The sequence below is a fragment of the Synechocystis sp. PCC 7509 genome (assembly GCF_000332075.2).
GTDB lineage: Bacteria > Cyanobacteriota > Cyanobacteriia > Cyanobacteriales > Chroococcidiopsidaceae > Aliterella.
In genome coordinates this window covers 3,797,477-3,824,429 of sequence record NZ_ALVU02000001.1, presented here as the reverse complement: position 1 = coordinate 3,824,429, position 26,953 = coordinate 3,797,477, and the positions used below count along the sequence as shown (strand labels likewise).

The window sequence follows — 26,953 nt, the reverse complement described above, 5'->3', positions numbered from 1 at the left end:
ATTTAATTACTTTGGAGTAAAAAAAGCTCGTGTTGTCGAAGGATAATAGAACTTTTTAAGCCGTTAAGCCTGTTAAGGGAATACTAGGCAATAATCCTTTAGATTGGACTAAAACGCCAAACCCGCCTAATCCTTGAGGATTTATTAGTTGATGTAAGGTTTCGCGGCGTTGAAGTAGTTGGGATAAATTATTGGCGTTATCGGTAGAAATTGCCGCTATTCTTTCTCCCAACCCCAACGCCATCAAAAATAATCCTTGCTGAGTAAATCCTACTTTTTGTAAGCCACAGCGATCGCCCCAAAGGTCTAAAGCAGTAAAATCTACATGAGCCGTGATGTCTTGCTCACCAATATTGATATAAGGGTTGTTATGGTATTGGTGGCGATAGTAACACTGTAAAGTTCCTTGACTTCGCATCGGATTGTAATAACGCGCCGCCGTGTAGCCATAATCGATAGTTAACAAATACCCTTGCTGCAATTTTTGGCTTATTGTACTCAACCATTCCAAAGCGGCTAAATTAATCTCGCTGCGATAATTTCCTGCTAATTGCGCTAAGTTTACTCCTACCAAATCGAAATACTCAGCTATTTTCGGCGTAGAGGGAGCGTTACAGACTTCTATAAAACTGTCGTCTTCAGCAAGAGTTATATATATTTCCCCTAATTTCCCATCTTGCAGGGAAAATAAATTAATAGGCATGGCATCGACAAGTTCATTAGAAAAAAAACAGCCAATAATTGAATTAGCTGGTATTTCTTCTAAGCTGCACCATTTAACTTTATCGGCTACACCTTGCAAAAGCTGCTGTTGTTGCTGCTTTAAACCTGGAGAAACTTCAACAATTACATACTGTAAGGCGTTAAAAAACTCGCGGTAGTGCTTGTATAAGTATTTAAGAATATCTACCGCTAAAATACCTTGTCCCGCGCCCATTTCTACCAGGGTAAACGGTACAGGTTGCCCCATAATGTCCCACATTTGGGCAAATTGCACTGCTAATAGTTCGCCAAAATCTTTTCCCAGATGCGGAGACGTAAAAAAATCACCTTGCGCCCCAATATCTACAGCTTTTGTAGTGTAATAGCCATACTGGGAATGGTATAGCGCCAACTCCATAAATTCGGCAAAGGTAATAGCGCGATCGCATTTTGCCTTAATCCGATTAACAATAATGTCAGTTAATAACAAATTAGAATTATTTTCTTGAATATATTGGGGCGCAACTGCTTACGCCCCAACCTTTTTAACGATCTACCGATCCCATAATGATGTCAATGCTACCCAAAATTGTCACAATATCCGCAACTTTTACGCCTCGGACAATGTGAGGGAAAATTTGCAAATTGTTAAAGTCCGCCGCGCGAATCTTCCAACGCCAAGGGAAAACATTATCATCGCCAACTAAATAAATACCTAATTCACCTTTACCGCTTTCAATTCGCGCATAATGTTCGCCTTTAGGAATTTTAAATGTCGGCGCAACTTTTTTACTAATGTACTGATAGTCAAAACCATTCCATTCAGACTTAGCACCTTCAGTTAGGCGTTTTGCTTCTAAGTTTTCAAATGGGCCACCAGGAAGGGCTTTAATTGCTTGACGCAGAATTTTCACCGATTCGCGCATTTCTCGAATCCGCACCAAATAACGAGCAAAACAATCTCCCGCCGTTTCCCACTGTACGTCCCAATCAAAATCGTCGTAACATTCGTAATGGTCAACTTTTCTCAAGTCCCACTTCACCCCCGAAGCCCGTAACATCGGACCCGAAAGTCCCCAATTAATCGCATCTTCGCGGCCAATTGTCCCAATACCTTCAACCCGTCTTCTAAAAATGGGGTTATTGGTAATCAAGCGCTCGTACTCGTCAACTTTGGGGTAAAAATACTCAATAAATTCTACGCATTTATCTACCCAACCGTAAGGTAAATCTACTGCAACCCCACCAATCCGGAAGTAGTTATTATTTACCATCCGATAGCCTGTAGCAGCTTCCCACAAGTCGTAAATCAACTCTCGTTCGCGGAAAATGTAGAAAAAGGGAGTTTGAGCGCCTACGTCTGCCATAAATGGCCCTAACCATAGCAAATGATTAGCAATCCGGTTTAATTCCAGCATAATCACGCGAATATAACTGGCGCGTTTGGGAACGGGAATATTTGCCAATTTTTCCGGCGCATTGACGCTAACCGCTTCATTAAACATCCCGGCTGCGTAGTCCCAGCGACTCACGTAGGGGACGTACATGATATTTGTGCGATTCTCGGCTATTTTCTCCATGCCGCGATGTAGGTAGCCCATTACAGGCTCGCAATCTACTACATCTTCCCCATCTAGGGTAACGATTAGCCTCATCACTCCATGCATTGAGGGGTGATGAGGGCCCATGTTGAGAATCATGGGTTCTGTTCTAGTTTCGATTCTTGCCATAGGTGGTTAATTTACGATTAAAGTGCTTATTTAGATGAAACCGCCAAAAATACTTATAAATTAGCGGTAAGTTGAAGGAAGTAGGCACTATAGATATTAAGTGCTTGATGTGTAATTTTGTAAGCGCTTTTTTAATTATATGGAGCTTGGTGTTGAGGAAAACGAGTTACAGGCATTTTTTCATATACCTGTTTTAAGTCAAGAGGTAATTTCTGCTTTAGCTATTCGTCCTGGGGGGCATTATTTGGATGCAACGGTAGGCGGTGGCGGTCATAGCGAGGCGATTTTACAGGCGTATCCCGATGTCAAGGTTACAGCCTTAGATTGGGACGAACAGGCAATAACCGCCGCTAAACAACGTCTTGGGGAATATGAAAGCCGCATTCAATTTGTTTTAACCAGTTTCGCCGATTTTGACTATAAAAAAGCCTCCTTTGATGGCATAATTGCAGATTTGGGCGTTAGCTCTTACCATCTCGATACCGCAGAGCGAGGCTTTAGTTTTCGCAATACAGCGTCCTTGGATATGCGGATGGACAGGCGACGAGATTTGACCGCCGCCGAGATAATTAATGATTGGGATGAAAACGAGCTTGCAAATATTTTCTTTAAGTACGGTGAGGAGAGATTATCACGGCGAATAGCTAGACGGATAGTAGAAAAACGCCCTTTTACAACAACTACAGAATTAGCAGAGGCGATCGCCTATTCCGTCCCAAAGCAGTATCGTTATGGTAGGATTCACCCGGCTACCCGCGTATTTCAAGCTTTGCGAATTGTCGTCAATGAAGAATTAACCGCTATAGAGAATTTTTTAAATCGCGCTCCCATTTCTCTTGTACCTGGGGGGAGAATTGTTGTAATTAGTTTTCATAGCTTGGAAGATCGCATAGTCAAGCATACTTTACGAGAATCATCGTTATTACAAGTAATTACTAAAAAGCCAATTACCGCTCAAAGTGACGAATTAGAAAATAATGTGCGATCGCGCTCGGCTAAATTAAGAGTAGCAGAAGCGTTACAAATTAATTAATTTCCTAAACTGCTTGTGAATAATCATCAAAACTGTGCCTGTGGAGTTTTGGAACTGAGGAATCGCACGGGAAGATTCCGATCGCATACAAACGGGATTGAATCTAATTGGAGTTAAAACTATGCAAGTATCTTTAATCGAAGCTGCCACCAGTTTAAATGATTTAGTTGAAGCTGCTATCAATGGCGAAGAAGTGATTTTGCTTGATGGCGATCGCCCTGTAATTAGATTAACGCCAATAGAATCAGTAAAGCCTAATCGTCAGCCTGGTAGTGCCAAAGGAGCGATTTGGATATCTGATGATTTCGATGAGCCGCTAGAAGAATTTAGAGAATATATGGTTTAATTTCTCAAGTATTAGTAGAGAATATTTCAATATTGAGCGTAGATATAGCTTTTGATGCTTATCCTATCAAACGTATTTGGTAAAGAGAGAAGACTTTTTACTTTTTTGTCTATGCGATCGCTAACAAATCCACTGAACTAAACAACGAAAGTGTTATCTCTACTCAGTATAGGATAGCGATCACCGGATGATCTCAAATATATTAGAAGTGCGATCGCCTATCCAACTAAAAGACCCAATGAGATCGCCAGATTATCTAAAATATATTACGAGTGTGATCGCTTTTCTGGCTAAATTACAAACGTGCGATCGCCTTCCTAACTAAAATCGATGAGTTGTGAGATCGCTTTCCTGGCTAAATTTATTACAAATGTGCGATCACCTATCCACTAAAATACAGTCCCAAGGGCGATCACGTTCGGCTAAATTAAGAGTAGGCGAAGCATTACAGGATAATGATATAAGTTAGGTTAATTAAATGTACGTGCTAATTGGTGGCGGCGGTTTAATTGGGCTGAGTTTGGCACAGAGACTTGTAGAATTAGGTCATACAGTGGCGGTAATTGACATTAATGCCGTTGCTTGCCGTTATGCCCGTGAACAAGTAGGAGCGATGGCTTTTGAAGGCAGTGCGGTAAGTACCGAAGTGTTGCTAGAAGCAGGGATTCGTAAAGCAGATTCGGTAGTTGCGGCTTTGCGGAGCGATGCTTTAAATCTAGCAATGGTGACGCTTGCCAAACACTACGGAGCGCCGCATATTGTTACTCGGATGCGTCACCGCGATTTTGCCGAACCTTTACGCATAGTTGGCGCAAATCATATAGTTAGTACGGTAGAACTAGCCGTATCAACAATGGTAAATGCGATCGCCTATCCTCAAGTAGAGTCAATGATGCACTTTGAACAGGGACAAATTGAAGTGTTGAAACTGGCGATCGCCGAAAATTGTTATGTTGTTGGGCGTAGCGTTGCCGAAATTGCTCAAGACTCCCGGTTTCCTAATGGCTCTTTAATTATTGGCTATCAAGCTCACGCTCATGAAGACTTGATAATTCCTAATGGTAGTACGGTATTAGAACCAAGTTCGACGGTGTTAATCGTCACAAAGCCCGGTTCGCTGCATCAAGTTATTGATTTTATTGAAGGTTGTAAATAATTTGCATGAAGCTATACCGAATAATTTGTTTAGTAGTGGCGCTAATTTTTCTAACGGCTTGTACTGCTTCGGAAATGCCACCGTTGCCAATCGTTGCATCGCCTAAAGTGGTGACTTTAGAGCAAAATTTTCAAGCAGCAATCGGACAAACTATTTACGTGCCGATTTATTCGCATATTTATTATGAAAATCGGCAAAAGACTTTCGATTTAGCAGCTACATTAAGCATTCGCAATACAGATTTGACAAGTCCCATGATTGTTACGGCGGTACGCTACTACGACACCAATGGTAAATTACTGCGACAGTATGTAGAAAAGCCCATTCAACTTGAGGCTTTAGCTTCCACAGATTTTGTAGTAGATAAAAACGATACCAGTGGCGGTAGTGGGGCAAATTTTATTGTGGAATGGGTAGCAAAGACAGAAATTTCCGAACCCATAGTAGAAGCTGTAATGATTGGTAGTGCTTTACAACAAGGCATTTCTTGGATTAGTCCGGGTAAGGTAATTAAACAAACTAATCAACAGAAAGCGCCTAACTAATCATCTTCTAGTTTTAGCAATTGCTCGTCAATATCTTGTAAACGCGATCGCCCAATTTCGGCAGAAAGAATTTGTTTGCGGATGGCTTCACCTAAAGCGCCTTTTTCTGCCAGCAGCAAGCGGCGGCGAACAGCATCAAGTTTTGAGCGATCGCCCTTGGTATCTGAGCGGCGATTGTAGATGTCTCGCAGTATTTTTTCTGCTGCGGCTATTCGTACTTGATAACCCGATCGCATTTCCTCATACACAGCTTTAGGCAATACTCCTGACTTCAACAAACTATCTAATTCATCTTGAGCGGCTTTACCTGTAATTAACTGCGCTTGCAACTCCTCAATTTGCTGGCGAGTTTCAGAAAATTTAGCTAATTTTAAACGTTTTACTAACCAAGGCAAACTTAAACCTTGACCTACTAAAGATACCAACACGCAACCATAAACTAAAGTAATCAAGTATTCTCGCCCTGGTAAGTTAGTGGGCAAACTTAACGCTAAAGCCATTGAAAGCGAACCTTTGATATTGCCAATAAACAGTAAATGTTGCCAACGAATGGGAATAGCGCGATCGATCCAGCGTACTCCAGCCAGCAAAGGATAAACCGTAAGCAATCGCCCGATTTGGTAAGCCAAAACTGCAATTAAAACTGCGGGTAAAATTTTACTTAAAGTTACAGGGTTTATTTCGATGCCAATGAGCAGAAATATAAAAGTATTGACCCCAAAACCAGCATATTCCCAGAAGCTTAGTAAGGTAATGCGATCGCCTGCTGAATTAGTCCGCGAAAGCCCCAAATTGCCGAAAATTAACCCCGCCACTACCACAGCTACAGGGCCAGATACGCCGAGAAACTGCCCCGCTTGAGACGTTCCCAAAGCAACGGCAACAGTCAACAACAGGCTGCTTAGAGGGTCGTTTAAACGGGCAAATATGGGTATACTCAAGTAGCCCAAAACTGCGCCAACAAGACTACCTCCCACCGCCACAAATAAAAATTCTTGGATTCCCTCTAAAAATGTCAAAGAACCCGTTGAATATACTTTTACAACTAGGTTAAATAAAACTAAAGCGGCGGCATCATTGAATAAAGTTTCCCCTTCAACAATAGTAGAAAGCCTTGCGGGGACTGGAATATCTTTAAATACAGCAATCATTGACACCGTATCGGTATTTGCCAGAATTACACCTAAAAACAAGGCTGGTATCCAGTCTAAACTCAGCCCAAATTTTAATAGTACAGCGATAATAGCAGTGGCTAATATCGCCCCAGGGCCAGCTAATAAAGCAATAGGTTTAAAAGTGCTGCGGAGGCGGCGGACATCGGTATTAATCCCCGCTTCAAATATTAAAATGGGCAGAAAAAGGTTTAAAACTAGGTAGGGATCTAAGCCAACACGACGAGACAATAACTCGGTGATAGGCAAACCTGCTAGAACTAAACCCGTAACATAAGGGATTCCTAGCCGCCGCGAAACCAAGGCGACGGTAGTAGCAATCAACAATAGAATAATTAAAATTGGGACTAATTCAGGCACATCTACGTTAGTTAAAAGTATTTGTAAACGAGTGTAAACCCAAAAAAATGTTGTTGCAGATTCTACAACAATCCTATTTAATTCATAAACATCCACCGTAGTAGGGGCGCAATGCATTGCGCCCCTACGACAACATTCGGTTAAAAATTATCTATCAATATCTTTTCGCCACGCTGATAAATTTCTCGTGCGTAATCTGTCCACACACCTTGTCCCCAATAACGAAAACAACTGGTTTGCAGTAATAAGTTGTGTAACAGTGCTTGACGATAGTTAAAATCTTGCGTATTTGTTGGACCTACTTTTTCGTGAAACAAGGCGCTAAGTTGATTCATGGGAGTTAAAACATTTTCGTAACCTTTTACCCAACTCAGGTTATTAGTCCAAGAAGCGCCATCTACATGAAAATTTGGGTTGTCTTGTTTTAGTTGCGCGATCGCATTATTAACCCCATCCGGTGTATCTTGTACTTTTTCCCAAATCTGATGTTGTCCTATAGCTTGACAAGGGGGAAAATCATTAGCCGTACAACCAATTGATTCAATTAATTCTAAATACTCTGTCCCTGTAACGCTTACAACATCATTACCCATTTCTTCCCAAGCTCTCATAAATGCGCCGGGAAACTCATTCATCATTACGCCACCATTTTCACCATCGCCGATTTGAGTAACTATTGGCGGTACTGAAACATTGCCTAAGTTTTGTCTTGACAGAGTTTTTGCTTCATAGTACGGCTGCATCTGTGCTACTAACTTAGTATCCGATCCTTGAGTTTTAATTAAAGCTGTAATACTTAGAGTTTCCCCTTGAGAATTACGCGCAACTAAACGATGGGGTAAATGCTTGTGCTGTATAGGTTGTCCGGTTAAAGTTTCAATGGAATGCTCTTGCACCATTACCCAACGATAGCCGCAGTCTAGTAAAGCTTTGACAAACTCAAATAAAGTATCTGGATGGTTGGGTAAGTGCATCTCTGGCGGTGAAAAGCCTTTAACTCGTGCTAATGCTTCCCAGCCAAAAATTGCCGCAAAATGATGTTGCCAAGCGCGAATATGCAGTTTAATATCGGGAATTGGGGTAGAAGGTACTACCGCATGACTCCACATTGTCCCCAGCCATTCTACATAAGGCTGATAAGTGCGATCGCACGTTATCCGTTTAAGATTGTCTATCACATCTCCTCGTCCCATTTTCCGCAATCCCCATAGCAAATTGCCGGAATAATCCAACATTACGCGCGGATTTTTGCCTCGGCTAACAAGATCGCAAATCATATCCGCCATGCGGCTGTAACAATGAGCAAAAGGCTCGGCATTATGATTATCGCCTTCCGAGGAATGCTCAAACATATATTGCAAATTGCTGATTAGTTCGCCGTTACTTCCCGCCGGAATTATCGGTTGCTGCATATGTAATGCGATCGCAAAGGTGGCTTTTACATCTTGAATATTGATATTACTTGTGGGTAAAAATACTGGTTGAGTGTTCTTAACTACCGCTTCAACTAAGGATTCCGATCCGCAAATATTGGGCAATCCATCAACTATTTCTGGCAAAGTTGGCAAGGTTCGCGCTTCTTGTGATGCTACCATTTTTATTGTTTTTAGTAAGATATGCTTATGTTACTCAATTCTTAACTTTACTCACTAAAAACTTATTGAAAGTATTAGTAATGCCGAATATTTATGTTATTGGTGGTGCGAATGGTTCAGGGAAAACAACTACAGCCAAAAGAGTCTTGCCAAATTCTCTAGAAGTTATCGAATATGTCAACGCTGATGAAATTGCTGCGGGAATTTCAATGTTTAACCCAGAATCGGTTGCTATTCTTGCCGGAAGGTTAATGTTAGAAAGATTAGAAATTCTTGCTAATTCTGGTGTTAATTTTGCTTTTGAAACAACTCTTGCGGCTAGATATTTTGCTAGTTTTTTGAGAAAATTTAAGTTAAAAGGCTACAATATAAACTTAATTTTCTTTTGGTTACAAAGTCCTGAGTTAGCAATAGAGCGAGTACGCAGGCGAGTAGAAAGCGGCGGTCATAATATTCCTGAAGATGTCATTCGCCGCCGTTATACAAGAGGTGTTAAAAACTTATTTAAGTTGTATATGCCGCTATGCGATAATTGGGTTATATATGATAATTCTAAAGGAAATTCTCAAGTAGTTGCAGGTTGTGAACTTGAACAAAAACCAATTATTTATCAACCTAAAATCTGGAATCAAATCAGAGGAATTATTAATGAATGAGCCATATCTAACAAAATTACATCAAAAAATTGATGCTGACGTGAAATTAGCGATCGCTGAAGCTATAGAAAAGCACCGCAAACTAGGACAATCAATTAGTATTTGGCAAGATGGTAAAGTTGTTACCTTAACCGCCGATCAAATTCCTCCTCTTGAACCAGATAAAAGCCAAATCCAAGAATCAAAATAGAAAGCGACTTCTAAGTAAAATTAGCTAAAGGTTGAGCATAAGCCATAAACTTTGCATTTGTGAGCGACTGTACCGCAGCATTGCAATTTTGAACCCAATACTGACGACCAAAACGGACTAATTGACGATTATTTAGTGCTGTAATGATTGCTAGGACAGGAGTATTGGCTTTGTCTTTGTCACCAGATTGCTCTTGTAAGATGCTTCTTAAGTGGTTTTGCTTTGAAGTGTCTATAGCTTGTTCGATAGTTAGTTCTACCATTACCATCTGCACTTGATCGATTAATTGAGCGTTTTCAATAATTAGCTGAAGCGTATCGTCATCTTTGCGATCGAGTTTACCCCAAACAATTAGCCGCGCATCGACCGTTAGCAATGAGCCAATTTGCTCAAAGGTTCTGGGAAATACGACAGCTTCCGTTTGTCCTGTCAAGTCTTCAAGCTTCACAATTGCCATGCGATCGCCTTTTTTGGTAGTAATTGGTTTAATGCTACTAATCATTACCACGGCACACAGTAAAGCTTTTTTGCTTTGCGCTTCTAATTCACTTAAATTAATTGGTGCTAAAACCTGCGTCGCGGAACGAACAGATTTTAAAGGATGATCGGAAACATAAAAGCCAAGTAATTCTTTTTCTTTATTGAGCTTTTCTTGTTGAGAAAAATCGGCTACTTTTGCCGCTTTAGGGACAGAATCAAACTTATTACTTGCTGGCTCATTATTTGCTAAACCACTCCAATCAAAGAGGTTTACTTGTCCACTGGCGCGTTCTTTAAGGCGAGAAGCTGACCAATCTAAAACTACATCTAAGTCGTGGATTAATTGATTGCGATTAGGCTCAATTTTGTCAAAACCACCACATAAAATTAGGGTTTCCAAGGCGCGACGGCTGACGGTATGCAAATCTACGCGATCGCATAAATCGGCTAAAGACTTAAATTCGCCCCCCTTATTTCTTGCTTCTAAAATACATTCGCTTGCACCTAATCCAAGATTTCGCACTGCACAAAATCCAAACAAAATTGTAGTATCTAACGGCGCAAAGTCTACAACTGAACGATTGATATCTACTTGTTCTATGGGAATATTCATTGTCAAACAAGCAGCAATATATTTTTGCACCTTGTCTGTGTCGCCGCTATTTGATGTTAGTAGCGCCGCCATATATTCAACGGGATAGTTGGCTTTTAAGTAACTTGTTTGATAAGTTACATAAGCATAAGCTGTAGAATGGGATTTATTGAAGCAATATTCTGCGAATTTGACCATTTGCTCAAACAAAAATTCAGCAACTTGTTGTCTTACACCATTTTTTGCCGCTCCATCTACAAAAGTTTCTCGATGTTTCTGCATCTCCGATCCTTTCTTTTTACCCATAGCGCGTCTAAGTAAATCTGCTTGTCCCAAAGAATACCCAGCCACGTCTTGAGCCTGTTTCATAATCTGCTCTTGATAGACTAAAACTCCATAGGTTTCTTCTAAAATTGGCTCTTGCAATGGAGTTTTATATTCTATTTTTTCTCTACCGTGTTTGCGATCGATAAATTCAGGAATTAAACCCGCATCTAATGGTCCTGGGCGATATAATGCCAAGATAGAAGAAATATCTTCTATACAAGAAGGACGCAAATCTCTAACTATTTGCCGCATTCCTGAAGATTCTAATTGAAAAATACCTTCTAATTCTCCATCTTCTAAGATTTTGTAGGTTTTTTTTACATCATCAGGCATTTTTTTTACTTCGCCTTTAGCCAGGATTTTTTGTACTCTCCTTTCTTCTAAAGGTAAGGCATCAGGATCGATAGTAATATGACGATTTTGTTGAATTAAATCGACGGTTTTTTGGATTAAAGTTAAATTTCTTAATCCCAAAAAGTCCATTTTCAATAATCCTAAAGATTCCAAATCTTCCATGAAGTATTGAGTAATTACTGAGCCGTCATTATTCTTTTGTAACGGGACAATTTCATCTAGTGGCTCGGAAGAAATCACAACTCCAGCAGCGTGAACGCCGTAGGTTTTATTAGTTCCTTCTACACGCATTGCCATATCAATCCAATGATGTACTGTTGGATCGTTGTCATACTTTTCTTTAAATTCTGGTGCGGGTGTAGCATCAGAAATCATTACCGCTAACTTAGTTGGCTTCCCTCTAACTACAGGAATTAACTTTGCCATTTTGTCCGATTCGCCGTAAGGAATATCTAATACTCTTGCTACATCTTTGAGTACAGATTTTGACGTTAAGCGGTTAAAAGTAATAATTTGAGCAACTTTATCCGCACCATATCTTTTTGTTACATATTCTATTACTTCCCCGCGTTTTTCAATGCAAAAATCTGTATCAATATCTGGCATTGATTTACGTTCGGGGTTCAAAAAACGCTCAAATAATAACCCATGATGTACGGGATCGATATTAGTAATTCGCAGCGCGTAAGCAACTAAAGAACCTGCGGCTGAACCTCTACCTGGTCCTACAGGAATACCATTATCTCTAGCGTATTTGATGTAATCCCACACCACCAAAAAGTAAGTAGCAAAACCCATTTGCTGCATCATTTTTAGTTCGTAATCTAGCCTTTCTCGATAAACTGGCTCAATTTCCTGGGGAGATTTGCGGTTAAATCTTTGTAATAATCCTTGCCAAGTCACGTATTCTAAATAAGTGTCCGCCGTATGTCCCGCCGGAACTTCATAATTAGGAATACGCGATTCACCCATAAGATGATAAGGTTCGACTTTTTCGGCAATTTCTACAGTAGTTGCGATCGCTTCATTAATTACGTCTTCGGGTAGATGATCTCTAAACAACTCTCTCATTTCTTGAGCGGATTTGAGATACTCTGTACCGCTATAACGCATCCGCTTGTCTTCACTAATTAGCTTTTTAGTTTGAATACATAGCAATGCGTCGTGTGCTTCTACGTCGTAGCAAGACACAAAATGCGAGTCGTTAGTTGCAATAAATTTAATATCTAATTCACGAGCAATTTTAATAATTTCTACATTTACAATTCGATCTTCTGGTGAACCATGATCTTGAATTTCTAAGTAATAATCATCTGCAAATATATCTTTATATTCTTTGGCTACTTTCCGCGCTACATCTAATCTTCCAGCAAGAATTGCTTGAGGTATTTCGCCGCCTAAACAAGCGCTGGTGACAATTAAACCTTCATGGTATTGTTTAAGTAATTCTTTATTAATACAAGGACGGGCAAAAATACCGCTTCCTTGCATTCCTTTGAGGTGAGAAATAGTTGTTAATTTAACTAAATTTTTGTAGCCTTGAGTATTTTTTGCTAAAACAACTTGATGATATTTAGGAATTTTACGACGATCTTTATTTTCAATATCGCCGTTCATTACATACATTTCGTTGCCAATAATTGGCTTGACATTTCTACTACGACAAACTTTAATTAGTTCAATTGCCCCATACATGACACCGTGATCTGTAAGTGCGATCGCTTTCATGTCTAATTCAATCGCTCTATCTACCAGTGCAGGTAGTTGACTTGCGCCATCAAGCAAGCTGTAATCGCTGTGAATGTGTAAACCAACAAAAGACATAGGTTTATTAAATAGTTGTGAGATTTAGTTTAATTTGTGTAATTCTTCGCGCACTACTCGGCGCAGAATTTCTTCTAAAGGCTCTTTGCTATTGTGCATATATTCGCGCAAGGCTTTATTAATCAAAGTTTGGTAATTTCCACCACCTAAAGCGTGTACTTGATTGCGGAACCATTCTAAAATGTCATCATCTAAACGAATTGTAATGCGTGTTTTACCAGAAGTAGCTGGATCGATCGCACCGCGTTTTCCTTTACTAAAATCATACTCTTGTGTCATTTTTAATCCTCATACTGTCGGCGTTCAGAGCGAGTTGCTTTTCGTGCGGAGATTAATCTGATATCGTTGCTACGCCAAGTGTAAATTACTACAAGAATTCTCCCAAGTGTATCTATACCCATAGTGGCAAATCTTTCTTCATCAGGATAATCATCCATGACAGTAATTGCTGCATCATCAGCAAACACCGAAACAGCATCAGCAAAGTCAACACCGTGTTTTAGACGATTTGTCTCAGCTTTGTTGTTGTCCCATTGATATAGCATACATACATTGTATGCACAAAAGCGCGATCGCACTACTTAACTATTTGGCTAACAAACTTTTTTACAGTTTCAAAGTATTTTAACCCGGCAATTTGTGCAGTGTTATTGTGTCCAGCATTGGGAACTATAAATAGTTGCTTCGGTTGAGGTGCAGCAGCATACAATTGTTTGCTCATATTAAAAGGAACTACAGTATCATCTGTACCATGAATAAATAAAACTGGCATTTGCAGAAGCTTGATTTTTTTTATAGATTCAAAGCGCTGATTGAGAATTAACTCTACAGGAAATAATCTAAATTGACCGCCACTATTAACAACGTCTGCAATAGAAGTAAAGGAACTATTGACAATTAATCCGGCGGCTTCGGGGTGCTGAGTGGCTAAATTAATGGCGATCGCACCTCCCAAAGAATGCCCGTATAAAATAATATTATTGGGCGAAATTTGTCTCTGTTTAACTAAATAATCCCAAGCTGTCGTTGCATCTTGATAGACACTTTCTTCGTTTGGAAAACTACCCTCACTAAGCCCATAACCCCGATAATCTATAATTAATACTGCAAAACCCATCTGATGAAAGCGATTAGTATGCTCCGCATTTGCACCGATATTTATCCCATTACCATGCAAGTAAAGTAAAGTTTTAGCCTTGGTGGTAGTAGCGGGAATCCACCAACCATGTATTTTTTCTACCTTCCCGGAAGCAGTATTTACAGGTAGCCATACCTCTTGAAAATCAAGGTTAAAGGCTTTGGGAGTAGTTTCAATCACCGAGGAAGGAAAGAAGATAAAACGCCCTTGCTGGCGAAATAAGTAGGTACAAGCAGCTAAATAAGCGATCGCAAATACAACCCCCGTACCCAATAGCAACTTCAATAAAGGTTTTTTCCGCATGATGAAGGGGGAATTTTTGCTGATTACCCCTTACATAACACAGCTTAAGTTAATTGTGGTGTATGGTTTTTCCACTCAGTAGATTGTTCGTAAGCGTAGGCAACATGAAACAATTGATCTTCGCGTAAGACGTTACTTATTAGCTGCAATCCAATCGGTAAACCATCGTTATCAAAGCCGCAAGGTAAGCTTAAACCAGGCAAACCCGCCAAATTTACGGGAATAGTCATTAAATCGGTCAAATACATACTCATAGGATCGGCATTTCTTTCGCCAGCTTTAAAGGCTGTAGTTGGCGCGGTGGGAGATACTAATACATCTACTTCTGCAAAAGCTTTTTCAAAGTCTTGCTTAATTAAAGTGCGGACTTTTTGCGCTTTGAGATAGTAAGCGTCGTAATACCCCGCCGATAACGTATAAGTTCCAAGCATAATCCGCCGTTTGACTTCTGTACCAAAACCTTCGGCGCGAGTGCGAGTGTACATTGATAACAGGTTTTCGGGATTGGAAGTCCGCAAGCCGTATTTAACGCCGTCGTAACGAGCTAAGTTTGCCGATACTTCTGAAGGCGCAATAATGTAATAGCTGGGTAAACCGTAGCGAAAACGAGGACAAGAAATCTCTTTGATTTCTGCGCCTAATTGTTTAAGTTGTTCAATGGCTTTATTTACGGCTTCCGCAACTACGGGATCTAAACCTTCGCCAAAAGTTTCCTTAATGATGCCGATTTTGAGGTTTTTGAGGTCGGTTTTTAGAGATTGGGTATAGTCGGGGATCTCTACTTTTAAGCTTGTAGAGTCTTTGGGATCGTAAGATGCGATCGCCTTTAACAATATTGCCGTATCTTCAACACTGCGTCCAAAAGGGCCAATTTGATCTAATGACGAACCAAAAGCCACCAAACCAAACCGCGAAACTAAACCATAAGTTGGTTTCATCCCCACAACCCCACAAAAAGAGGCAGGCAAGCGGATAGAACCCCCCGTATCCGATCCAATGGATACGGTACATTCATCGGCGGCTACGGCGGCGGCAGAACCCCCAGAAGACCCCCCAGGGACGCGGGTTAGATCCCAAGGATTGGCGGTAACTTGATAAGCAGAATTTTCGGTAGAACTTCCCATTGCAAACTCATCAAGGTTAGTTTTACCCACCATTACCGCACCCGCCTCGGCGAGGAGTTGAGTTACTGTAGATTCGTAAGGCGGTACAAAGTGTTCCAACATTTTTGAGGCGCAAGTTGTGGGAATGCCTTTAGTACACATATTGTCTTTAATGCCGATAGGAATTCCAGCTAATAAGCCAATGTCCTCTTTGGCTGCAATTTTGGCATCAACGGCTTTTGCTTGAGATAATGCTTGCTCCGCCGTGACACACAAAAAGCTATGTAGTTTGGGTTCTAAGGCTGCAATGCGGTTTAAAGTTTCTTGGGTAATTTCGACAGCAGAGCGTTCTTTATTAACTAGCTGCTGGTGCAACTCGCGGATGGATGCCATAAAAGCGCGTTTTTAATACAAGTCAATTTAGTATAGGCGATCGCATCTTCCAACGCCTTGAAAAGTTGCTAGGTTTAATACTAAGTCAATCCCATAAATGCTATGACTGCCTTAACTCTAAATCTCCACTCCGCTATAGAACTTACCGACGAGCGCTTTGAGCAGATTTGTCAATCTAACCGAGATTTAAGATTTGAACGCACTGCTACCGGAGAATTAGTAATTATGTTACCCGCCGGAAGCGATACAGGTAGGCAAAATTGTGAGTTGAATGGGCAGTTGTGGCTATGGAATCGGCAAAATCGTCTGGGTGTAGGCTTTGATTCTTCGGCGGGTTTTACGCTCCCTAACGGTGCGATTCGTTCTCCCGATCTTTCGTGGATAAAACAAGAGCGTTGGGATAGCCTAAATACTGCTCAAAAGCGTAAATTTGCGCCTATTTGTCCCAATTTTGTAGCGGAATTATGTTCTCAGTGCGATCGCCTAACTGATGTACAAAGCAAAATGCAAGAATACTTAGACAATGGCGCGATCTTAGGCTGGTTAATCGATCCCGAAAGCCAAGTAGAAATCTATCGCCCTAATCAAACAGTAGAAGTTAAAAACGCTCTTAACTCTCTTTCTGGAGAAGATGTACTGCCGGGTTTTGAGCTAGATTTACAAGAGATTTGGGCTTAATTTACGTGACATCTAAACCACACCAACTTAATACTTACATTCAAGGGCAAGGTTTCCCAATTCTTTGCTTGCACGGACATCCAGGATCGGGAAGTAGTATGTCAGTGTTTACGCAAAACTTGTCTCAAAGATTTAAAACGGTTTCTCCTGACTTGCGCGGTTATGGCAAAAGTAGGTTTCAGGGCAATTTCGTCATGCAAGACCATTTAATTGACTTAGAGGCGCTACTAGACCGCTTAGAAATTGAAAAATGTCTTATCCTGGGCTGGTCTTTAGGTGGCATTTTAGCAATGGAATTAGCCTTAAAGTTGCCCGAACGAGTGACAGGATTAATTTTAATTGCTACGGCGGCACGTCCAAGAGGTAGCCATCCCCCCGTTAGCTTGCAAGATAACTTATTTACGGCGATCGCTTCCATAATCAACCAAATTCAACCTAGCTGGCAATGGAATATTGATAATTTTGGCAAAAAGTCCCTTTACCGCTACCTCGTCCAACAACATACAAGTGATACCTACCGCTATCTTGCCTCCGATGCCATGTCAGCTTTTTTGCAAACTTCCCCGGCGGCTCACAGTGCGCTTAATAATGCCCTCAAAGCTGGTTACAACCGTTTAGAAGCTCTAGAGCATATTCAAGTTCCGTGCTTGATGCTGGCGGGGTCAGAAGACCGACATATTACCGCCGCCTCTAGCTTAGAAACTGCCCAACATCTTAAAAACTGTCAGTGGCAATGTTACCCCAACACCGCCCATTTATTCCCCTGGGAAATACCCCAGCAGATGAATCGTGATATCGAAACTTGGCTTGCGGCTCATCCCCAAGTCATAAAATAGGGGCAAATTATGCCCCGGCTGAAAATTCCTCTAGTTATTAAAAGCTGGTTTGGTGTAGCGCTCTCTTTTTTCTCCCAAGTCCTCGGCAATTGTTAAGGATTGAGGTTTGCATCGTTTGACTTGTAAGTTTATTTCTGTCGCACCTTCTTGTTCTAAGTCTTCTACATAACCATTAATTGCAGTTCTTGCTTCATTAATGCTCAAAAATGGACCAAAGTAATAAGTACAACGGGGATTTTGGGTAACAACTTCTACCCACCATGCCCAGCCTAAGCCTTGGAAAAAGTTAGTTAAAATTTCTTTGAGATCGTGCCAAATATTCTTCATGTTTTTGCTCTACTGCTGTTTACAGGGTATTGTCTAAATCTCTGTCGGTAGTAACTTACAAACTGTTTTACGCTTCTTTTTTCAATTTGTCTAAATGAAGTTTAGTTCCCCATCGTTGGCGATAAATTTCATACAAAGCCATACCTGTAGCTACCGAAGCATTCAAGCTAGGCGTGTTTCCAGTAAGAGGAATTGACACTAATACATCACAACAACGTTGAGTCAACAAGCTTAAGCCTTCGCCTTCCGAGCCAACTACTAGAACGATCGCACCGCTAAACTGTACGGTATGTACTGGCTGACTTCCGGTTGCTGCTGTACCATAAATCCAAAAACCCGCAGTTTTTAATTCTTCCAAGGCTCGGCTCAGGTTTACCACCCTAGCAACAGCAAAGGTTTCCAAAGCTCCGGCGGCAACTTTCATGACTGTAGAAGTAATTCCTACAGCCCTCCTTTGTGGAATTACCAAGCCTTGAGCGCCAATTGCTTCAGCAGTACGGATAATTGCCCCTAAGTTATGCGGATCGTTGATACTGTCAGCAACAATAATTACTGGCTGCTCGGAGCTTGACTTGGCTTTTTCAATTAGTGAGCCAAGTTCGCTGTAACTGTACGGAGCAATTTGAGCCGCAATCCCTTGATGGTTGGCGCGATTAGTAATTTGATCTAATCGTTTGGGTTCAACTTCATCAACAACTGTGCCGTTTTCCTTCGCTTGAGCAATCAAAGAAAGAAATCGGGGATCGTAACGCAGGCGCGATGTAATCCATAGCCGATGAAGGGAACGCTCGTTTTCTAAGGCTGTTAGTACGGTATGACGACCGTAGAGCAAATCGCTTTCTTCTTCTCCACTTTCAGAGGCTAAAGGTAGAGAAGGTTTGTAGCGATCTTCGTTGTTATTGTAACGGTCTTCTCTAGGGCGATCGCTGGAATAACGGTCTTCTCTAGGGCGATCGCTTTTGGCACTTGAATAACGGTCTTCTCTGGGGCGATCGCTGGAATAACGGTCTTCTCTGGGGCGATCACTGGAATAACGGTCTTCTCTGGGGCGATCGCTTTTGGCACTTGAATAACGGTCTTCTCTGGGGCGATCGCTGGAATAACGGTCTTCTCTGGGGCGATCGCTTTTAGGTTGTCCAACTTTAGGCAAGCTGACTCTAAAGCTTTTCAGCGATTTTTTTGGATGCTCTGTAGCATAACCATTATTATCTATTGGATTTTTTAAAACGGGTTTAGATCCATTGTTACTCGTATTTTTTGGTTTACCTTGATACGGTTTACCAAGCACTATTTTTTTATAAGGTTTGTCAGCCATTTGTTTTTGTTAATTTAGATTCTGGCAAGCCGAATCAGTAGTAGTTTATCGAAATCCAAAATTTATTTTTGTATCTAAAGATTGATTTACCTAATCTTTAGATATATATTGTTAAATTTTAATATTTGCTTAACTTTATCTCTAAAAATACTTTAGCAAATAGATTTTAGAGCTTTCATTTTTTTACTTCAGGTTCAAGCAGGTTGAGTTTTTGCAACAATTGACTCAAGCGCGGGAAATTTGTCAAATAAAGATAACCAATTAAGGCTTCTAGGCTAGTAGCCTGTCCATAGATTTCGGCATCAACTCGTTTTGGGGGGCGATTAGCCGCATTGCGACCCCGGCGGACAATTTCGAGTTCTGTAGCAGTTAAACAAGTAACTAAAGATGCTAGTTGTAATGCTTGAGTTTCAGCGCGTACCTGAGCTACTACCAATTGGTGATAGGCGTGAGCAGTTTTTGGTGGCAACAAGTAGTTGGCTCTAATATAAAGCTCGTATACCGCATCACCAATATAAGCTAACGCTGCGGGAGAAACTTGTTGGATTTGAGTAGGATTCATTGATATCAAGTTCGCCATCTTTTGCAAAGATTGGGCTGCCAATACTATTGGCTCTTGAACTAAGCACTTTTCCTCCTCCGTCACAGCTTATTTATTCCTCTATCAACTTTTGGGTGGGCAATAATACTTACATAATTTAGCTATTTATTTAATGTTTTACCTCTAGTAGCAATCTTTGACCATTATGCTCGATCCCCTCATATTGGTGGACAAATATAGTTATCTTTACACTAAACATACAAAAATTAAGCTATCCAGATTTGGCAATCGGATAGCGGATTACAAGGCTTCTACTACAACGTCTTAGGCTTGCTTAGTATTTTCTAAAGCTATATCTACACTAGGGCGTAGAGACAAAAATTGTTCTAAGCGTACCAGCTTCACTGTTTGAGTAACACGGGCATTAGTGACAATTTGCGATGTACCTCCGGCACTTTGAGCAAGTTTTGCAAGTTGCACTAAAGCGCCTAAGCCAGAACTATCAACAAAATCAATTTGAGAAAGATCCAAAATAATATGTATTGGCCCTTCTTCTATATATTTGCCGATAACCTTGCGAAATGTTGGTTCGGAAAAAGCATCTAATAAACCTGTGAGGCGGAATAGCTGGTAGTTATCCTGGACTTCACGAGTACCTCTTAGGCTAACAGTTAGGTTTAGTGGTTCAGCGATAATGCTTTCCTCTCGGTGTTATTGATAAAGTTGAGGCTCAAGTATAAGTTCTTTTTCCAGCTATTGTCTACCGTTCCAGGACAGACCTAACGGCAGTAGAGCAAAAGATAAAAACAAACTTTGTGCGGTGTGTGAGTGTTAAGAACGCTAAACTAACTTTAAGAGTAGAACAAAATTATTGCGACTCTTAAATCAATTACTCGCTAAAGTTATTTACTAAAATTAACAATGTCTAATTCTCGTTTCCAACCATCGCCCCAAGATGGCTTAAACTTGGGTTTACTAACGATCGCCAATAGTACCTTATTGCAAATAGCTACCGTACCTGTATTAGTGGCGCTGGTAGCGAGTAAGGCTTTATCCCCGACTCTAAAAGCGATTTCTGCGGCCAGCGTTGAAGTTTTTAGAGGCGAGTTATTGCCTATTTTGCCTTTTCCTGAGAAAAATGAAGAGAAATAGCTCCCTTTCACAAGTGCGAACAAAATTTTGTTGCTTGTGAAACGACTTTAATTAGAATTAGACCCTAAAATTATTAGATTATTCCCGGCTTTACCCGAATAAATACTTATGAGTTCGCTCCTCCACTCGTCTGATGAAGTATTAGGTGTCACGATTTCCCCTATCGATCTATTCTTGCGCGATCGCCTCCAAATAGTAGAGGATTTGTGGGAATCAGTAATTCGCCAAGAATGCGGTCAAGAATTAGTCAATCTTTTAGGACAACTGCGCGATTTGTGTTCCCCGGAAGGACAAGCCAACAGCGATGAAGCGTCATCGGTAACTAAGTTAATTTCCCAACTAGATTTTAATGAAGCAATTCGCGCCGCTCGTGCCTTTGCTTTGTATTTCCAGCTAATTAATATTGTTGAGCAGCATTACGAACAGCGTCAACAACTCCTGAGCCGTTTTCCCCAAAAATCTCAACAGATTTTACTTGACTCAATATCAGAAGAACCGCAGTTTGTCAATGGAGGGGTGGGAGCAGATTTATTAGAAAAAAACTGGCAAGCTCTTCATAATGAACCTCAAAACCCCCGTACATTTCAGACATTGTTTCCTTACTTGCTCAATATGAATGTGCCACCCCAGCATATTCAAAACTTAATTAATCAACTAGACATTCAATTAGTATTTACAGCGCACCCAACAGAAATTGTTCGCCATACGATTCGTGACAAGCAACGCCGAATGGCGAAATTGTTTCAGCAACTCGACCAATTAGAAGAAGGTAAAGCAATTGTTGACGAGGCGAGTTCTTGGGAAGCGGCGGAATTAAAAGAACAGTTAACTGAAGAAATCCGCCTGTGGTGGCGTACCGATGAGTTGCACCAATTTAAGCCCGCAGTTTTGGACGAAGTGGAGTATGCTTTGCACTACTTCCAAGAGGTGTTGTTTGATGAAATCCCAAAATTGTATCAAAGCCTCAAACACTCGATTGCTCAAAGCTTTCCGCGTTTAAATCCGCCCAGCAAAAATTTTTGTAAGTTTGGTTCGTGGGTAGGATCTGACCGCGATGGCAACCCTTCGGTAACGCCGGAAGTGACTTGGCAAACCGCCTGTTATCAAAGGCAGATGGTACTAGAAAAATATATCAAATCTGTTAAACGCCTTACAGATTTATTGAGTTTGTCGTTGCATTTGAGCGATGTTTTGCCCGACTTATTGGAATCGTTAGAGCAAGAACAATCGCAGATGAACGAGGTTTACGAGGCGCAAGCTTTGCGTTATCGTCAAGAACCTTACAGATTGAAACTGTGCTATATCCTAAAAAGACTAGAAAATACGCGCGATCGCAATGCTAGTTTGTCTATTACAGACTTAACTCAAAAAGTAATAGCTATTGATGCTAAAGGAATTTATCATTCTACCGACGATTTTTTAACAGACTTGCGGTTAATTCAAAGCAATCTCAAAGAAACGGGCATTACTTGCCGAGAATTAGAAAACTTGATTAGTCAAGTAGAAATTTACGGGTTTACCCTTGCACATTTAGATATTCGTCAAGAATCTTCCCGCCATGCAGAGGCGCTCAATGAAATTTTAGAATATCTGCAAATATTACCCCGCCCTTACCACGACTTGTCAGAAGCCGAGCGAGTTATTTGGCTATCGAGCGAATTACAAACTCGCCGTCCCTTAATACCAACAGAATTGCCCTTTTCCCCTGTAACAAACGAATTAATCCAAACTTTTCGCGTAGTACGAAGCCTACAACAAGAGTTTGGCGCTAGTATTTGTCAGACTTACATTATCAGCATGAGCCGAGAATTAAGTGACTTGCTGGAAGTGTTATTACTAGCCAAAGAAGCCGGTTTATTTGACCCTGGTACAGCCACCGGGACGCTGCAAGTAGTGCCGTTATTTGAAACGGTGGAAGACTTACAACGCGCTCCATCGGTAATGAAAAAACTGTTTGAGATGCCATCTTATCGAGCTTTATTAGCTGGTGGTTATGCCTCAAAGGAGAAATCTAGTTTTGACTTACAAGAAGTAATGCTAGGCTACTCCGACAGCAACAAAGATTCAGGCTTTTTAAGTAGTAACTGGGAAATCCATAAAGCGCAAAAAGAACTCCAAAAAATTGCCGAAGACTATAACGTACACTTACGAATTTTTCACGGGCGCGGTGGCTCGGTAGGACGCGGTGGAGGGCCAGCTTACGAGGCGATTTTGGCGCAACCGGGTAATAGTATTAATGGGCGCATCAAAATTACCGAACAAGGAGAAGTATTAGCTTCTAAATATTCGCTGCCCCAGTTAGCGCTTTATAATTTGGAGACGATCGCAACGGCGGTAATTCAAGCAAGTTTATTGCGGACGGGGTTTGATAATATCCAGCCTTGGAATGAGATTATGGAGGAATTATCAGCGCGATCGCGTTCTCATTATCGCAACTTAATTTACGAGCAACCAGACTTTATCGACTTTTTCCACCAAGTAACCCCAATTGGCGAAATTAGCCAGTTGCAAATTAGTTCTCGTCCGGCTCGTCGTCAGTCAGGGAATAAAGATATAAGTGGTTTAAGAGCAATTCCTTGGGTATTTAGCTGGACGCAAACTCGCTTTTTATTACCTTCTTGGTATGGTGTGGGTACGGCTTTGCAAGAGTTTGTGCAAGAAAAACCCGAAGATCATATTAAATTGCTGCGGTGTTTTTATATGAAATGGCCATTTTTTAAAATGGTGATTTCTAAAGTAGAAATGACTCTAGCCAAAGTAGATATCCAAATGGCGCAGCATTATGTAGAGGAGTTGTCACACCCAGAAGACAAAGCCCGTCTAGAAAGGGTTTTTGAACAAATTGCTAACGAGTATTACCTAACTCGCGATTTAATATTGACCATTACTGCCCACAAGCGGCTTTTGGATGGCGATCCGGTGTTGCAAAGGTCGGTACAATTGCGAAATGGCACGATTGTACCCTTGGGCTTTTTACAAGTATCTTTGCTCAAGCGCCTGCGTCAATCGGGTAGTACAACTTCTGGCGTGATTCATTCTCGTTACAGCAAAGGAGAATTGCTTAGAGGTGCTTTGCTAACTATTAATGGCATTGCGGCGGGAATGCGAAATACTGGTTAAAACCTGTAGAGACGTTGCAGTGCAACGTCTCTACAAATATTGTCTAATGCCCTAATAACTTGTCTCGCAGGCGTTTAATGCGATCGCGAAATTTGGCGGCTTCTTCAAATTCTAGGTTTTTAGCCGAGTCTTTCATCTGGGCTTCTAATTGCACGATTAAGTCAGGTAATTTATCTAAGGGTAAATCATCTACTTGTTCGTCAACTATCTCTAATTCTTGGGCATTTAGTCGCCGCGATACTTCTAAAAATGACAAGATTGAGTTAGAGGATCTTTTGATAATCGACTTGGGCGTAATATTGTGCTTTTGGTTGTAAGCAATTTGGATTTCTCTGCGCCGTTCCGTTTCTTCAATGGCTCTTGCCATGCTATCGGTAAGGTTGTCGGCGTACATAATTGCTTGTCCGCTTACGTGACGCGCTGCTCTGCCAATAGTTTGAATTAGCGATCGCGTTGCCCGTAAAAAGCCTTCTTTATCGGCATCTAAAATCGCTACGAGCGATACTTCCGGCAAGTCTAAACCTTCCCGCAATAAGTTCACACCTACCAAAACATCAAAAACCGCTTCTCGCAATTCCTGCAAGATTTCGATCCTTTGAATTGAATTAATTTCTGAATGCAGATAGCGCACTCTTACCCCCCGATCTTGCAGGTATTCGGTCAAGTCTTCCGCCATGCGCTTAGTTAAAGTCGTCACTAGCACTCGTTCGCGCTTGTCAACGCGATCTTTGATTTCCCCTAATAAGTCGTCTACTTGTCCCTCAGTGGGACGGACAAAAATTTCTGGATCGATTACCCCCGTTGGGCGAATTATCTGTTGCACAACGCGATCTTCTGATAGCTCTAACTCCCATTCTCCAGGAGTTGCAGACACAAAGATACATTGATTGACTTTTTGCCAAAATTCATCGGCTTTTAGGGGGCGATTGTCGGCGGCGCTAGGTAAACGAAAACCATGCTCGATTAATACATTTTTGCGAGCGCGATCGCCATTGTACATTGCCCGCGTTTGCGGGATGGTGACGTGAGACTCATCCACTACTAACAGCCAATCATCAGGAAAGTAGTCAACCAAGCACTCTGGCGGCTCTCCAGGGCTGCGTCCGGCTAAATGCCTTGAGTAGTTCTCGACCCCGTTACAGTATCCAACTTCCCGCAGCATTTCTAAGTCGTAACGGGTGCGCTGATCTATGCGTTGCGCTTCTAATAATTTGCCTTCGGCTTCTAATTGAAGTTTTCGGTCTTTTAATTCTTGCTGTATGGCTTCGCAAGCTCCTTCTAGCCTTTCTTCGGGGGTAACAAAGTGCCTTGCTGGATAGATATTAATTGCTTCTATGCTTTTAAGAATTTCGCCTGTTACTGGATCGACGTAGCGAATCGCCTCTACTACGTCGCCAAAAAATTCTACTCTGACAATGCGATCGTCGTAAGCTGGGACAATTTCTAAAACGTCCCCCCGTACCCTAAACTTCCCCCGGCTCATTTCTAAATCGTTGCGGCGGTATTGTACGGTAACTAAGTCGCGCAATAGTTCTCTTTGATTAACTTCCCTGCCTATTTGTAAAGGAATAGCTGCTTTTAAATACTCTCTTGGCGTACCCAAACCATAAATGCAGCTAATTGATGCTACAACGATCGCATCTCGGCGTTCAAAAAGACTCCGCGTTGCTGAGTGACGCAGCATATCTATTTCATCGTTGATTGAGGCGGTTTTTTCTATGTAGGTATCGGTAACAGGAATATAAGCTTCTGGCTGGTAGTAGTCGTAATAACTGACAAAATACTCAACGGCGTTTTCTGGGAAAAATTCGCGCAATTCGTTGCATAGTTGGGCGGCTAAGGTTTTGTTGTGCGCTAAAACTAAAGTAGGTTTGCCAATTTTTTCAATTACTGACGCAACACTAAAGGTTTTCCCTGTACCCGTCGCCCCTAATAAGGTTTGATAGCGTTTTCCCGCTTGAATATTTGCTGTTAATTGGGCGATCGCTTTTGGTTGATCCCCTGTTGGGACAAAGGGTGCGTGGAGTTCAAACGAGTTATTATTTACCATAATTACTTTTTTATAACTTTACTTTTATTAACATTAATCTCAACTTGATACTAAGCACCACTTTTACCCTTTTACATCTTTTTGTATAGATACCTAATATGTCTTCTGGCAGAAGTCTATTACTTCAAAAACTAGATAGATTGTTTACAGATAACAACTTAACTTCAAATTAGTTTTGAAGTTATTTAATAGACTGCCTAGGAGAATATTATGAGCATAGAAGATAGAGCTAAAGCTGCTGCTAAAAACATAGAAGGTAAGGCTCAAGAAGCTTTGGGTAATGTTACTGGTGACCCAGAAGATAAAGCCGCAGGTAAAGCCAAGCAAGCCGAGAGCGAAGTACGTCACGGTATAGAAGACGTAAAAGATAAAGTTAAAGAAAAGCTCGACTAATCAGTAGATAAATCTTAGCACAAATCTAACCGTCTAAACAACTATGAGCAGAATATTGACATAATATTCTGCTCTAAATAAAGTAAAACTTGAAACAAATTCAATTCAGCATGATTCAGCAACTACGCCGAATTTTAACCGCCTTAGTTTTAGTATTGATGTTAACAACAACCGTTGCTTGCAGTGGCGCAGTACAAGCAAAGCAACCAACTTTACCATCCGTTAGCAACAGCAGTAACTACGGGCAAATAGAAAGAGGAAATAGCACGGGCGGGCAAGACTTTGGTAACTGGGTTATTAGTAAAAGTAAAGGATTAATCAAAGACGCTTATGTGCGTGACAACAACAAATTAGGAGTTGTAGTTACACCGCAAGTTAGCCCCGCAGAAGTAAAACCTTTAGCAAAATCTTTAGCTCAAGGTTTTCATAAAAACTTCCCCAATCAAGACTTAACAGTTTTGATGTACGCCCCAGATAAAAAATTGATTTTGACTGCAAAGTACGACGTTCAATCCAATCAGGTTGAATACAAATAAATCGGT

The 26,953-nt window shown here is 41.1% G+C and carries 27 protein-coding genes; 13 read left to right on the top strand and 14 right to left on the bottom strand.

Annotation, left to right across the window (positions count from 1 at the left end; genetic code table 11):
- Nucleotides 1–55: 55 nt before the first annotated feature.
- A complete protein-coding gene (locus SYN7509_RS0219230; RefSeq protein ID WP_009631212.1) occupies nt 56–1,192 on the bottom strand; it encodes a class I SAM-dependent methyltransferase in 1,137 nt (378 codons plus the stop codon).
- 55 nt (nt 1,193–1,247) lie between these two features.
- Nucleotides 1,248–2,432 carry an NAD(P)H-quinone oxidoreductase subunit H gene (locus tag SYN7509_RS0219225; protein WP_009631211.1) on the bottom strand — a complete coding sequence of 395 codons (1,185 nt, stop codon included), beginning with the start codon at nt 2,430–2,432 and terminating at the stop codon, nt 1,248–1,250.
- Between the two features lie 139 nt (nt 2,433–2,571).
- Between SYN7509_RS0219225 and rsmH the strand changes: the two genes are divergently transcribed.
- The 5 genes from rsmH (at nt 2,572) to SYN7509_RS0219205 (ending at nt 5,512) form a co-directional block, all read left to right on the top strand.
- Entirely contained in the window at nt 2,572–3,465 is an 894-nt protein-coding gene (rsmH, locus tag SYN7509_RS0219220; RefSeq protein WP_009631210.1) for a 16S rRNA (cytosine(1402)-N(4))-methyltransferase RsmH, read from the top strand.
- Between the two features lie 121 nt (nt 3,466–3,586).
- Nucleotides 3,587–3,811: a type II toxin-antitoxin system Phd/YefM family antitoxin gene (locus tag SYN7509_RS0219215; RefSeq protein WP_009631209.1), complete on the top strand. Its 225-nt coding sequence runs from the start codon at nt 3,587–3,589 to the stop codon at nt 3,809–3,811.
- 187 nt (nt 3,812–3,998) lie between these two features.
- On the top strand, nt 3,999–4,136 hold the full coding sequence (locus SYN7509_RS30245) for a hypothetical protein (protein ID WP_158506170.1): 138 nt from the start codon (nt 3,999–4,001) through the stop codon (nt 4,134–4,136).
- Nucleotides 4,137–4,289: 153 nt separating this feature from the next.
- Nucleotides 4,290–4,967: a potassium channel family protein gene (locus tag SYN7509_RS0219210; RefSeq protein WP_009631206.1), complete on the top strand. Its 678-nt coding sequence runs from the start codon at nt 4,290–4,292 to the stop codon at nt 4,965–4,967.
- Between the two features lie 35 nt (nt 4,968–5,002).
- Nucleotides 5,003–5,512: a DUF3124 domain-containing protein gene (locus SYN7509_RS0219205; RefSeq protein ID WP_227501514.1), complete on the top strand. Its 510-nt coding sequence runs from the start codon at nt 5,003–5,005 to the stop codon at nt 5,510–5,512.
- Here SYN7509_RS0219205 and SYN7509_RS0219200 read toward each other — a convergent pair.
- Nucleotides 5,509–7,161 (bottom strand): cation:proton antiporter, encoded by a 1,653-nt coding sequence (locus SYN7509_RS0219200; protein ID WP_009631204.1) that lies wholly within the window; start codon nt 7,159–7,161, stop codon nt 5,509–5,511. The genes SYN7509_RS0219205 and SYN7509_RS0219200 overlap by 4 nt on opposite strands.
- 23 nt (nt 7,162–7,184) lie before the next feature.
- A complete protein-coding gene (locus SYN7509_RS0219195; RefSeq protein WP_009631203.1) occupies nt 7,185–8,639 on the bottom strand; it encodes a hypothetical protein in 1,455 nt (484 codons plus the stop codon).
- Between SYN7509_RS0219195 and SYN7509_RS0219190 the strand changes: the two genes are divergently transcribed.
- Together SYN7509_RS0219190 and SYN7509_RS0219185 are read left to right on the top strand one after the other, a co-directional pair.
- The gene (locus SYN7509_RS0219190) at nt 8,630–9,295 is read left to right on the top strand and encodes a zeta toxin family protein (protein ID WP_227501569.1); all 666 of its coding nucleotides are present in this window, start codon (nt 8,630–8,632) and stop codon (nt 9,293–9,295) included. The genes SYN7509_RS0219195 and SYN7509_RS0219190 overlap by 10 nt on opposite strands.
- Nucleotides 9,288–9,485, top strand: a complete 198-nt coding sequence (locus SYN7509_RS0219185) for a hypothetical protein (RefSeq protein ID WP_009631201.1) — start codon at nt 9,288–9,290, stop codon at nt 9,483–9,485. Before SYN7509_RS0219190 ends, SYN7509_RS0219185 begins: the two co-directional genes overlap by 8 nt.
- A 10-nt stretch (nt 9,486–9,495) precedes the next feature.
- Here SYN7509_RS0219185 and SYN7509_RS0219180 read toward each other — a convergent pair whose 3' ends face one another.
- From SYN7509_RS0219180 to gatA, 5 genes are read right to left on the bottom strand one after another with little or no spacing between them, the layout of a single operon-like run.
- Nucleotides 9,496–13,062 carry a DNA polymerase III subunit alpha gene (locus SYN7509_RS0219180; RefSeq protein WP_009631200.1) on the bottom strand — a complete coding sequence of 1,189 codons (3,567 nt, stop codon included), beginning with the start codon at nt 13,060–13,062 and terminating at the stop codon, nt 9,496–9,498.
- A gap of 24 nt (nt 13,063–13,086) precedes the next feature.
- On the bottom strand, nt 13,087–13,341 hold the full coding sequence (locus tag SYN7509_RS0219175; protein WP_009631199.1) for a BrnA antitoxin family protein: 255 nt from the start codon (nt 13,339–13,341) through the stop codon (nt 13,087–13,089).
- A 2-nt stretch (nt 13,342–13,343) separates the two neighbouring features.
- Nucleotides 13,344–13,607, bottom strand: coding sequence for a BrnT family toxin (locus SYN7509_RS0219170; protein ID WP_009631198.1), 264 nt, complete (start codon nt 13,605–13,607; stop codon nt 13,344–13,346).
- A 32-nt stretch (nt 13,608–13,639) separates the two neighbouring features.
- Entirely contained in the window at nt 13,640–14,503 is an 864-nt protein-coding gene (locus SYN7509_RS0219165; protein WP_009631197.1) for an alpha/beta hydrolase, read from the bottom strand.
- 44 nt (nt 14,504–14,547) lie between these two features.
- Nucleotides 14,548–15,999: an Asp-tRNA(Asn)/Glu-tRNA(Gln) amidotransferase subunit GatA gene (gene gatA, locus SYN7509_RS0219160; protein ID WP_009631196.1), complete on the bottom strand. Its 1,452-nt coding sequence runs from the start codon at nt 15,997–15,999 to the stop codon at nt 14,548–14,550.
- A 102-nt stretch (nt 16,000–16,101) separates the two neighbouring features.
- Here gatA and SYN7509_RS0219155 point away from each other — a divergent pair, with 102 nt between their 5' ends.
- A complete protein-coding gene (locus tag SYN7509_RS0219155; RefSeq protein ID WP_009631195.1) occupies nt 16,102–16,677 on the top strand; it encodes a Uma2 family endonuclease in 576 nt (191 codons plus the stop codon).
- A gap of 5 nt (nt 16,678–16,682) precedes the next feature.
- Nucleotides 16,683–17,513, top strand: coding sequence for an alpha/beta fold hydrolase (locus SYN7509_RS0219150; protein ID WP_227501513.1), 831 nt, complete (start codon nt 16,683–16,685; stop codon nt 17,511–17,513).
- Nucleotides 17,514–17,543: 30 nt separating this feature from the next.
- Here SYN7509_RS0219150 and SYN7509_RS0219145 read toward each other — a convergent pair whose 3' ends face one another.
- The 4 genes from SYN7509_RS0219145 to SYN7509_RS0219130 all read right to left on the bottom strand — a co-directional run bounded on the left by SYN7509_RS0219145 (nt 17,544) and on the right by SYN7509_RS0219130 (nt 20,389).
- A complete protein-coding gene (locus tag SYN7509_RS0219145) occupies nt 17,544–17,840 on the bottom strand; it encodes a DUF1816 domain-containing protein (protein ID WP_009631193.1) in 297 nt (98 codons plus the stop codon).
- Between the two features lie 67 nt (nt 17,841–17,907).
- Entirely contained in the window at nt 17,908–19,155 is a 1,248-nt protein-coding gene (rlmB, locus tag SYN7509_RS26445; protein WP_071994169.1) for a 23S rRNA (guanosine(2251)-2'-O)-methyltransferase RlmB, read from the bottom strand.
- Nucleotides 19,156–19,330: 175 nt separating this feature from the next.
- Nucleotides 19,331–19,735, bottom strand: coding sequence for a Mini-ribonuclease 3 (locus SYN7509_RS0219135; protein ID WP_084610747.1), 405 nt, complete (start codon nt 19,733–19,735; stop codon nt 19,331–19,333).
- Nucleotides 19,736–20,020: 285 nt separating this feature from the next.
- The gene (locus tag SYN7509_RS0219130) at nt 20,021–20,389 is read right to left on the bottom strand and encodes an STAS domain-containing protein (protein ID WP_028954440.1); all 369 of its coding nucleotides are present in this window, start codon (nt 20,387–20,389) and stop codon (nt 20,021–20,023) included.
- A gap of 228 nt (nt 20,390–20,617) precedes the next feature.
- Between SYN7509_RS0219130 and SYN7509_RS0219125 the strand changes: the two genes are divergently transcribed.
- Together SYN7509_RS0219125 and ppc are read left to right on the top strand one after the other, a co-directional pair.
- A complete protein-coding gene (locus tag SYN7509_RS0219125) occupies nt 20,618–20,848 on the top strand; it encodes a hypothetical protein (RefSeq protein ID WP_009631075.1) in 231 nt (76 codons plus the stop codon).
- Nucleotides 20,849–20,956: 108 nt separating this feature from the next.
- Nucleotides 20,957–23,968 (top strand): phosphoenolpyruvate carboxylase, encoded by a 3,012-nt coding sequence (ppc, locus tag SYN7509_RS0219120; protein ID WP_009631076.1) that lies wholly within the window; start codon nt 20,957–20,959, stop codon nt 23,966–23,968.
- A 43-nt stretch (nt 23,969–24,011) separates the two neighbouring features.
- Here ppc and uvrB read toward each other — a convergent pair whose 3' ends face one another.
- Entirely contained in the window at nt 24,012–26,018 is a 2,007-nt protein-coding gene (gene uvrB, locus SYN7509_RS0219115; RefSeq protein WP_009631077.1) for an excinuclease ABC subunit UvrB, read from the bottom strand.
- 210 nt (nt 26,019–26,228) lie between these two features.
- Here uvrB and SYN7509_RS0219110 point away from each other — a divergent pair, with 210 nt between their 5' ends.
- Nucleotides 26,229–26,411, top strand: coding sequence for a CsbD family protein (locus tag SYN7509_RS0219110; protein ID WP_009631078.1), 183 nt, complete (start codon nt 26,229–26,231; stop codon nt 26,409–26,411).
- An 89-nt stretch (nt 26,412–26,500) separates the two neighbouring features.
- Entirely contained in the window at nt 26,501–26,947 is a 447-nt protein-coding gene (locus SYN7509_RS0219105) for a hypothetical protein (protein WP_227501512.1), read from the top strand.
- Nucleotides 26,948–26,953 lie beyond the last annotated feature (6 nt).